This window comes from Microcystis sp. M31BS1, from assembly GCF_020245285.1.
Taxonomy (GTDB): Bacteria; Cyanobacteriota; Cyanobacteriia; order Cyanobacteriales; family Microcystaceae; genus Microcystis; species Microcystis panniformis.
The window spans coordinates 1-8,272 of the sequence record NZ_JADBVE010000221.1 but is presented as its reverse complement, the minus strand read 5'-3'; the positions used below and the strand labels follow the sequence as shown (position 1 = coordinate 8,272).

Annotated in this window: 11 protein-coding genes and 1 pseudogene; 6 read left to right on the top strand and 6 right to left on the bottom strand. The window is 41.5% G+C overall.

The window, feature by feature from the left end:
* Positions 1 to 51: 51 nt before the first annotated feature.
* Both IM509_RS12965 and IM509_RS12960 read left to right on the top strand, forming a co-directional pair.
* Complete coding sequence (locus tag IM509_RS12965) at positions 52 to 543, top strand: DUF29 domain-containing protein (RefSeq protein WP_052277503.1); 492 nt, start codon at positions 52 to 54, stop codon at positions 541 to 543.
* 10 nt (positions 544 to 553) lie between these two features.
* Positions 554 to 1,048, top strand: a complete 495-nt coding sequence (locus IM509_RS12960; RefSeq protein WP_052277504.1) for a DUF29 domain-containing protein — start codon at positions 554 to 556, stop codon at positions 1,046 to 1,048.
* A 9-nt stretch (positions 1,049 to 1,057) separates the two neighbouring features.
* Here IM509_RS12960 and IM509_RS12955 read toward each other — a convergent pair whose 3' ends face one another.
* The 5 genes and pseudogenes from IM509_RS12955 to IM509_RS12935 form a co-directional block, all read right to left on the bottom strand.
* Positions 1,058 to 1,438: a DUF7682 family zinc-binding protein gene (locus IM509_RS12955; RefSeq protein WP_002747647.1), complete on the bottom strand. Its 381-nt coding sequence runs from the start codon at positions 1,436 to 1,438 to the stop codon at positions 1,058 to 1,060.
* Positions 1,439 to 1,644: 206 nt separating this feature from the next.
* Entirely contained in the window at positions 1,645 to 2,697 is a 1,053-nt protein-coding gene (locus IM509_RS12950; RefSeq protein ID WP_043995549.1) for a phosphotransferase enzyme family protein, read from the bottom strand.
* A 477-nt stretch (positions 2,698 to 3,174) separates the two neighbouring features.
* Positions 3,175 to 4,218, bottom strand: a complete 1,044-nt coding sequence (locus IM509_RS12945; protein WP_072927446.1) for a S66 peptidase family protein — start codon at positions 4,216 to 4,218, stop codon at positions 3,175 to 3,177.
* 83 nt (positions 4,219 to 4,301) lie between these two features.
* Positions 4,302 to 4,550 (bottom strand): annotated as a pseudogene (locus IM509_RS12940) (hemolysin XhlA family protein); the annotation flags it as partial.
* A 42-nt stretch (positions 4,551 to 4,592) separates the two neighbouring features.
* Positions 4,593 to 5,060, bottom strand: a complete 468-nt coding sequence (locus IM509_RS12935) for a CBS domain-containing protein (RefSeq protein WP_012265148.1) — start codon at positions 5,058 to 5,060, stop codon at positions 4,593 to 4,595.
* Positions 5,061 to 5,221: 161 nt separating this feature from the next.
* Here IM509_RS12935 and IM509_RS12930 point away from each other — a divergent pair, with 161 nt between their 5' ends.
* The 3 genes from IM509_RS12930 to IM509_RS12920 all read left to right on the top strand — a co-directional run bounded on the left by IM509_RS12930 (position 5,222) and on the right by IM509_RS12920 (position 6,829).
* Positions 5,222 to 5,788 carry a Uma2 family endonuclease gene (locus IM509_RS12930; protein ID WP_004162239.1) on the top strand — a complete coding sequence of 189 codons (567 nt, stop codon included), beginning with the start codon at positions 5,222 to 5,224 and terminating at the stop codon, positions 5,786 to 5,788.
* 71 nt (positions 5,789 to 5,859) lie between these two features.
* Positions 5,860 to 6,708 (top strand): carboxylating nicotinate-nucleotide diphosphorylase, encoded by an 849-nt coding sequence (gene nadC, locus IM509_RS12925; RefSeq protein ID WP_052277507.1) that lies wholly within the window; start codon positions 5,860 to 5,862, stop codon positions 6,706 to 6,708.
* Positions 6,701 to 6,829 (top strand): hypothetical protein, encoded by a 129-nt coding sequence (locus IM509_RS12920; protein WP_283160200.1) that lies wholly within the window; start codon positions 6,701 to 6,703, stop codon positions 6,827 to 6,829. Before nadC ends, IM509_RS12920 begins: the two co-directional genes overlap by 8 nt.
* 193 nt (positions 6,830 to 7,022) lie before the next feature.
* Here the strand turns inward: IM509_RS12920 and IM509_RS12915 are convergent, their stop codons facing one another.
* Positions 7,023 to 7,820, bottom strand: a complete 798-nt coding sequence (locus IM509_RS12915; RefSeq protein WP_052277508.1) for an SAM hydrolase/SAM-dependent halogenase family protein — start codon at positions 7,818 to 7,820, stop codon at positions 7,023 to 7,025.
* Positions 7,821 to 7,954: 134 nt separating this feature from the next.
* Here IM509_RS12915 and pirA point away from each other — a divergent pair, with 134 nt between their 5' ends.
* Positions 7,955 to 8,116: an arginine synthesis PII-interacting regulator PirA gene (gene pirA, locus IM509_RS12910; RefSeq protein ID WP_002765458.1), complete on the top strand. Its 162-nt coding sequence runs from the start codon at positions 7,955 to 7,957 to the stop codon at positions 8,114 to 8,116.
* Positions 8,117 to 8,272: the final 156 nt, after the last annotated feature.

Sequence of the window (8,272 nt, the reverse complement as noted above, 5' to 3'; positions counted from 1 at the left end):
GGGATCGAACCTAAAATCCATTTTTAATTTAATTATAACCAGCTACTTAAAATGATGAATATTACTATTTTAAATCTCTACGATAGCGATTATCAACTTTGGTTAGAAAACACTATCAACCAATTGCGTCGGGGGGATTTTCAAGCGGTAGATTGGCAGAATTTATTAGAGGAGTTGGCAGATTTGGGAAAAAGTGAACGACGAGCATTAGAAAGTTTATTAACTCGACTCCTAGAACATTTACTGAAGTTAACTTACTGGCAATCCCAACGGGATTATAATCAAGCTGGATGGAAAAAAGAAATTCGCAATTTTCGGATTCAGATCAAAAAAATTCTCAAAGATAGTCCCAGTTTAAAGTCCTATTTAAGGGAAATTTTGCAGGAATGTTATCTCGATGCTCGCAATCTGCTTATTGACGAAACCGAATTAGATGCCAGTATTTTCCCTCTGGAAGTGTTAGCTAATCTCGAGGAGATTCTCGATCAAAATTGGCTGCCGGATTGGGAAGCTATCAGCAAGGATTCTGAACAGTGCAATTAAGGAGTAAAAAATGATGAATATTACCAGGCCAAATCTCTACGATAGCGATTATCAACTTTGGTTAGAAAACACTATCAACCAATTGCGTCGGGGGGATTTTCAAGCGGTAGATTGGCAGAATTTATTAGAGGAGTTAGCAGATTTGGGGAAAAATAATCGACGAGCGCTTAAGAGTCTCTTAACTCGACTCCTAGAACATTTACTGAAGTTAACCTACTGGCAATCCCAACGAGATTACAACCAAGCAGCATGGAAAAAAGAAATCAGGAATTTTCGCCTACAAATTGCTGATCTTTTAGAAGATAGTCCCAGCTTAAAGTCCTATTTAAGGGAAATTTTAGCCAAATGTTATCTCGATGCTCGCAATCTGATGATTGACGAAACCAGATTAGATGCCAGTATTTTCCCCGTGGAAGTATTAGCTAGTCTGGAGGAGATTCTCGCTGAAAATTGGCTGCCGGATTGGGAAGATATAAACAGCGATAAATCTTCCCAAGCGAACTAAAGATTAGCTTCACCTACCCGGTTTACAAACATTATAATCTTCGTGAGAGATAACCGCTTCTGGGACGAGGAGATTGCCGTGGTCGCGACAGATGAGGCGATAATTGCGGGTAACGGGGATACTGATAATAAAGCGATCGTGTCGCAATCGTTTACCGTGGAAATCTCGATAATTGCGGTGATTTTGTAATCCTTGCAGGATTTCCCTAGCTTTAAGTACCACATTTTTCGGTAATTCCCGCAGATCGATCGGATCTTGGGAAAAAGTGGCTTCCCAGGCATTTTTTTGACGTTTTCTTTCTTCCCAAGCGGCATCTAGTTGAGCGCAATGATGGCAGACTTGGCCATAACCCTTGTGACCACAGGGAAACTTCTTCTTTCTTCTGGACATAATACCATCTGTCTGTAAGGCTGTGAGAGACTATTCAAGAGCGGTAAAGCTTGCTTCACTTTTGGCAGATGGAGAAGAAAGTCTTTACCTAGTGATTATCTATACTTACCAGCATACAGGGATCGATACCTCGTTTGGCCATTGACCGGCAAGAAAGTTGATCTTGGTTAGTTAGGGCCTGCTGTCACCAACAGGATTAAGGCTGCTTAGAATAATTCCCATTCTTGGGTTCTTAAACGTTTGAGAATGGCCAAACGGCTACTAAAATAATTAGCACAGAGACGACTATAATCGGTTAAACGCAGGTTATTTAAGCTAATTGACCAAGACCAAATATAGGCCGCTTGGGTGAGATACTGAAGACAAGATAATTCACCATCGGTTAAAGGCACTGTTTGATCGTAACCTTGAATAAAACTGTGGCGAACCTGGCGATTTAAACCAGATTGTAGGGAAACTTGCAGAAATTTAGCGATATCAAAAACTCGCCAACCATAACCGCACTGATCGAAATCAAATAGGGTCATCTGATTATCAGGGGTGATATGCACATTACCACTATGAGGATCGCCCCAACAAATGCTCCAATAGGGAGATTCTGTCGGTAATTTAGCGGTTTCTTCCTCTATTTCCCCAATGGTTTCTAAGACACAGTCTAGGTCGCTCGGTCGTTGGTGCAGAAAAGGTGCAATAATTTGCAGGGAATCCTCGAGAAGATATTTGAGGTTGAGGGGATGACGATAGGCTAGGGTTTGAAAATCTGCCGTCACCTGATGTAAATTAGCCACGATCGCCCCTAAATGATAGGCTTGCTCTATATCTATATCCCCAATGGCAATTCCCCCCGGAGCATAGGGAAAAAGGACGGCGTAACGTTTCCCTTCCGGAGCATTAATTTCTAGGGATAAATCACCGTTTTTGCTGCGAATTGGCGCGGCGACGGGAACCTGAGAGCGATCGAGATAATCTAATAATTCTAACTCGAAGTCGATTTCCATTTTGCTGCGCCAATGGCAGTGAGACACTCGCAAAATGTAAGGAGTTGTCATGGTTTCGAGGAGATACACATCACTTAAACCCCGATGCCAAAATTGACAATTTTTCGGTACATCAATCTCGTAACGAGAAAAAACTAAATCTGCTAGGGCAGCGGGAGCCAGAGTGGAGTAGAGTGTGGGAAAAGTCCATTCTCCAGGCCGAAAATTGGCAGCGGCAGAACTAGAAGGCAGTAAATTGAGCGAAGCCAGAAAAGTCGTCACGGTTCCCTCCCGATGCAAGTGTGGACAACGCTCGCATCATCCTATTTTATAGGCCACATATATTACAAATTGGTTCGATCGCTCCGTATATTTCGCTACATTCCTCTGACTTGAAAGAGGGTGTGGGGTGTGGGGTGTAGGGAAAGAAACCTCTTTCATCTGTGGGGGTGAAAATTTTTTCATCGGGACTGACTCCTTACCCCACAGTTAACTTTACTTTTTTCCAACTACTTATCAGTACCCCAAAAATTAATATAGGAGCTGCTGAAAAAGTTTGTTGGTGGAGGCAGGGTGTGGGGTGTGGGGTGTGGGGTGTGGGGTGTAGGGTTTTACCGATTTTGAGATAGTCAGTTATCTAATTTTCAGGGAAAAAGTCCAGGAATTTTACCCCCGATCACTCCAATGGTCAGCACTTTTTGAGGGGAAAAAAGTCTAAAAGCCTTATCCAAAAAGGTTTTTAGATTTATTCAGCAAACCCTAGTTATTAACCGCTGATTCTAACATAGTAATTGTTCCCCGATTAGCATCAAATTCTACCTCAATACCGATGGGAATAGTTTCAATAATCTCCAAATGTCCGATCATTAAACCTAAACAAGCGGGAATTTTTAAGGGTTGAATATATTCTCGGATCACTTCTTCTAAAGTCAGGGAACCATAGTCACTATCGGCGCTACAGTTGCTACATTGACCGAAGATAAACCCAGATAAATTATCGAAAATTCCCGCTAATTTTAATTGATTTAACAGGCGGTCAATTTCATAAACATCTTCACCAATATCTTCTAAAAATAGTATAGCTCCGTTAAAATTAGGTAGATAGGGAGAGCCAACTATTGAGGCTAAAGTGGTTAAATTACCACCGATTAATTTACCTTTTGCTTGACCTTTAGTAATAGTTTGAATGCGATTTTTTACCTGCATTAAACGATTAGCATCATCGGGATCGGGAAGATTTCTAAAAGTCAACTTTTCCCCAGAAAATAAAACCCGTCGAAAGCTTTCAGTTTGAGCGCTGCGCCAACTAGAAAAGCCATTAGGAGCATGGAAAGTAACTAAACCAGTTTTGGCATAAATAGCCAACAATAAAGAGGTTATATCACTAAAACCACAGATAATTTTCGGATGACGACGAATTAAATCGTAGTCGAGATAAGGCAATAAACGAGAGCTTCCCCAACCGCCGCGAATTGGTAAAATTAAGGCAATATTATCATCGGCAAAAAATCGATTTATATCCGAGGCTCGCTCCCTATCTTTACCAGCTAGATAACCATAACGATCTAAAGCGTATTGACCAACTTTTGGGACTAATTTTAAAGCTTTAACTGCTTCGATAACTATATTTAAATCATCTTCTTTAAAAGTTGCCCCCGCCGGACTAATAATACCCACTCCGTCCCCCGGTTGTAGATGTGGCGGTTTAATTAGAGGAAAATTATTACTAACAACTTTTCTAGGAATTAGGGAAAAACTAACAGCAGTTAGGGCGGAATTAATGAAAAATTGACGGCGCTTCATTCTGATAGTTTTTAGAGAAATTGCCAGGGAAATAAGAATTTAAGTAGGTAGGCGTTAAAAATTATCAGATGCCCCCTTATTAAGGGGGGATCGAGGGAAAAAAAAGTTTTCACAATTGCCCCAGCTAAGAGGACAATTAATGCCCAAACCTGATATTTTTGGTTTCCTTCTAATGAGTTTAGTCGATTTTCTATTCCCTCAACTTTTCCCGTTAACACCGCTTGTCCTACCTTTAAATCCGTCACATCTTTTTGTAACGAATCGATTTTTCCCTCCATCCGCATCAAGATAGTTTCTAGGGAATAAGTAACCGTTTCCTGAGATTGATTCATTTGTTCAAGACCTTTTAGTTAATTTTTGCCCTAGAAAAGCCATTATGCTTCCGATTTTGCCATATCGCGAATGATATCGCCGCGGGTGATAATACCAATTACTTTGTGGGTTTCTTCCTCAATCACCGGTAAACGACGCACATGACGATCATACATTAACGAGGCCGCTTCTTTCAAAGGGCGATCAGCCGTGATACTAATAGGTTTATCGGTCATTACTTCCCCCACGGTTTGACCGAGAGCTTTATGGAGTAATTTCTCGTGACGGCTAGGATTTTGTAGATAGATGACGCTATCGAGGAGCATAATGTAAGGAGGAGCTTCTACTCCCGTTTCCTGCCACATAAGGTCAGTTTCGGAGATAACCCCAATCAGTCGCATATTGTCATCCACCACGGGTAAACCGCTAAACCGCTTTTCGGCCAAAATCTTCACTGCTTCGGACAGAGAAGTGTTAGCGGTGACGGTGATGGGATTGGGAGTCATGATATCGGCAACTGTTTTCGTCATCTTAGCGACCTGCGACAATAATGCTTTCTCTCTCCATCTTATCATTAGGGTAATCAGTCGCCGCTTAATTATGACTATTCTTCAATCTTTGGCTGAGAAAATGGTATAACATAAAAAGGAAATGGGATATTAATTTAGTTAGTTGACAAGGAAAAAGAAAAATGATCGCTCAACCTCAATACCCAGAAAGAATGACCCCGGAAGAGTATCTAGAATGGGAAGCTACACAGGAATTGCGCCATGAATACATTGATGGGGAAATTATCGCCATGACTGGGGGTAGTCTGCCCCATAATGATATTACCTTGAATTTTTACACTGCTTTAAGATTTCATCTCCGTCCGCGAGGCTGTCGAGTCAATGTATCTGATGCGAAAGTACAAGCTAATAATAGTCGTTATTTTTATCCCGATTTGGTGATTAGTTGCGATTTTAGGGATAGACAATCTCGTAATTTTATTCAACATCCACAAGTGATTATTGAAGTGCTTTCCCCCAGCACAGGAAACTATGATCGCACTAAAAAGTTACAATATTATCGTCAGATTCCTAGTTTACAAGAATACGTTTTAGTCGATCCTGAATCGATCAGTGTTGAGGTTTATCGTCGCGGTGAAGATAAAATTTGGTTTTACTGCGCTTATAGTCAAGGGGAAGAAATTATTCTATCTAGTCTCGATTTTCACTGTGCGATCGAGTTAATCTATGAAGGGATAAGTTTCGATTAAAGAAAGTTTACAAAAATGTCAAACATTCCTAGACTTAAAATAAATACGTCCCGATTGTTTCGATAAATTCTATGTTACCGCCCCTATTAGTTCTTGATCCCTTGTTAGAAAACTGGTTACGAGAAGATCTCGGTAGAGGCGATCGCACCACCCAAGCAATTTTCTTCGGTCATGCTAAAATCGGTCAAGCTAGTTGGATTGCCAAGGAAGCGGGAGTTATTGCTGGTTTACCCGTAGCTGAAAGAGTTTTTCAACTACTTAACCCCACTATTCACTTTACCCCCACCGTTGCCGAGGGGGAATTCTGCCCCAAGTCTAAAGTTATTGCCGAGATAGAAGGTTCCTTCGATGCGTTGTTAATCGGGGAAAGAGTCGCTTTAAATCTTGCCATGCGCTTGAGTGGGATTGCTAGTGAAACTCGCAAATATGTGGAGAAAATTGCCGATTTATCGACAAGATTGGTGGATACTCGCAAAACTACCCCCGGATTGCGAATTTTAGAAAAATATGCCTCCGGTATCGGTGGCGCTATTAACCATCGTTTGGGGTTAGATGATGCAATTATGATTAAAGATAATCATATTCAAGCAGCCGGCAGCATCGAGGAAGCAGTGCTTCGTGTACGGCAAAATATGCCCTATCCTCTCACAATTGAGGTAGAAACCAGTCAATTAGAAGAAGTGAATCAAGCTCTGCAGCAGCAGGTAGAGATCATTATGTTAGATAATATGGATTTAGAGATGATGCAAACTGCTGTGGAGATGATCCGCAATTTTAATAGTAAAACCAAAATAGAAGCATCGGGAAATATTACCCTCGATCGCATTCGCAACGTTGCCGAAACAGGAGTAGATTATATTTCTACTAGCGCCCCGATTACCCGTTCTACTTGGTTAGATATCAGTATGAGAATTGATTAAAAGGCTATATCAGTTATCAGTTATCAGTTATCAGTTATCAGTTATCAGTTATCAGTTATCAGTGAACTTAAAACGGTTCTTCGGTTTGTGTTATGCAATAGACGGGGGTTATAAGGGATGAAACCCTTATAGAGAAACATCTTAGGCAATTTTTGTCAATTGTTTTTGATCTAGAACGAACTAATCAATTAAGTCTCTTGCCAGATAAGGATTTAGTGGATTTATGCCACCCGATCAAACTATATCAAGTAACTAAGAACCCTTAAAACTCAAATCTGATCGGTGATCACTGATAACTGATCACTGATCACTGATCACTGACTCCTATCTATTCTAACCTCGATCGCATCGCCAATATTTAGGTGTAATTGCTTTTGGGCGCTCCCACTATTGACGGCAATTTCTAACCCCCCGTGACTACCGATAAAAGCGACTATTTCCCCCCAAGGAACATCACTGTAGGTGTTTTTTGTGGGGATAATTTTTTGTCCTAACTGCACTGACCAATTTTTTCCTTCTAGGAGATAATCGGGAATATTGCTGATTAAATTGCCGAAAATGTCAATATATTGAATTTGACCCCTGATTTTATCTTCCTCGATTTGCGGAACAGCGATCGCTAATTGTTGCAAGCTATCGGGATCAATCATCTCACCTAACATTTCTAGGGGTACTCCCCGGGCCAAATAAGCGGCCACAGCAGCAAAAATATCCCGACCGTGAAAAGTCGTGCTAGGGTTAGGGGTGCGCCAATAGGAAGAATTATTGAGATTAACGGCAGATATAGCGGGAGATTGGCTTAAAATACCACTAAATAAACCATTATCTGGCCCGACTAAATAACCACCGGCAAAACGAATCCCTACCCCGCGTCTTTTGCTTCCCACCCCTGGATCTATAACTGCCAGATGAATAGTGCCTTGGGGAAAATATTGATAGGCATTCAGGAGGACAAAACGACCAGCGTAAAGGTCTTGGGGCGAAATTTGATGATTCAGATCGATCGTGCGAGCATGGGGGGCAATTCCCGCGATTACTCCCTTGATAATGCCCACATAACCGTCCTGTAGTCCAAAATCGCTAGTAAGGGTTATTAGTGCCTGTTCCGTCATTGACTTGTCCCTAGGGTTGCCAACACCGTTAATAAATCTTAACGCCAAATTCAGTAGCTAAAGATACAGTTTACCAAGGAGAATGTTATGATTTAGATATAAGGTAAGTTAAGTCGCTCAAAAGTCTGTCCATCATGAACAAAAATCGTCAGCAAGTCCTAACACAAGCCGCCGTCGCTCATAGGGAAACACTCCGCAGAAATTTACAACACCGACTGGAAGTGGCTAGAGCGCAGGGAAATGAAGCTTTAGTGCGTCAATTGGAAGCAGAGGCGGCCTATTTGCACCTTCGTTAGATTTAATCGGTGTTTAGTCATCGGAAATTTTGGGTCTGAAACCCCGCCGTTCTAGGTTGGCTTTACGTTAGAATTAAAAGGCCAGTCTCGAAAACCAAGTGGACGGCGCAGCACCTTGAAAACTCGGCTTAGGGGGTTCCGACCAGAAAAGCTTGG

Bases quoted from the DNA above. Each gene is read 5' to 3' on its own strand.
- IM509_RS12945 (WP_072927446.1), bottom strand. From the start codon at position 4,218: ATGAAGCGCCGTCAATTTTTCATTAATTCCGCCCTAACTGCTGTTAGT.
- pirA (WP_002765458.1), top strand. From the start codon at position 7,955: ATGAACAAAAATCGTCAGCAAGTCCTAACACAAGCCGCCGTCGCTCAT.
- IM509_RS12960 (WP_052277504.1), top strand. From the start codon at position 554: ATGATGAATATTACCAGGCCAAATCTCTACGATAGCGATTATCAACTT.
- IM509_RS12930 (WP_004162239.1), top strand. From the start codon at position 5,222: ATGATCGCTCAACCTCAATACCCAGAAAGAATGACCCCGGAAGAGTAT.
- IM509_RS12955 (WP_002747647.1), bottom strand. From the start codon at position 1,438: ATGTCCAGAAGAAAGAAGAAGTTTCCCTGTGGTCACAAGGGTTATGGC.
- nadC (WP_052277507.1), top strand. From the start codon at position 5,860: ATGTTACCGCCCCTATTAGTTCTTGATCCCTTGTTAGAAAACTGGTTA.
- IM509_RS12965 (WP_052277503.1), top strand. From the start codon at position 52: ATGATGAATATTACTATTTTAAATCTCTACGATAGCGATTATCAACTT.
- IM509_RS12935 (WP_012265148.1), bottom strand. From the start codon at position 5,060: ATGACGAAAACAGTTGCCGATATCATGACTCCCAATCCCATCACCGTC.
- IM509_RS12915 (WP_052277508.1), bottom strand. From the start codon at position 7,820: ATGACGGAACAGGCACTAATAACCCTTACTAGCGATTTTGGACTACAG.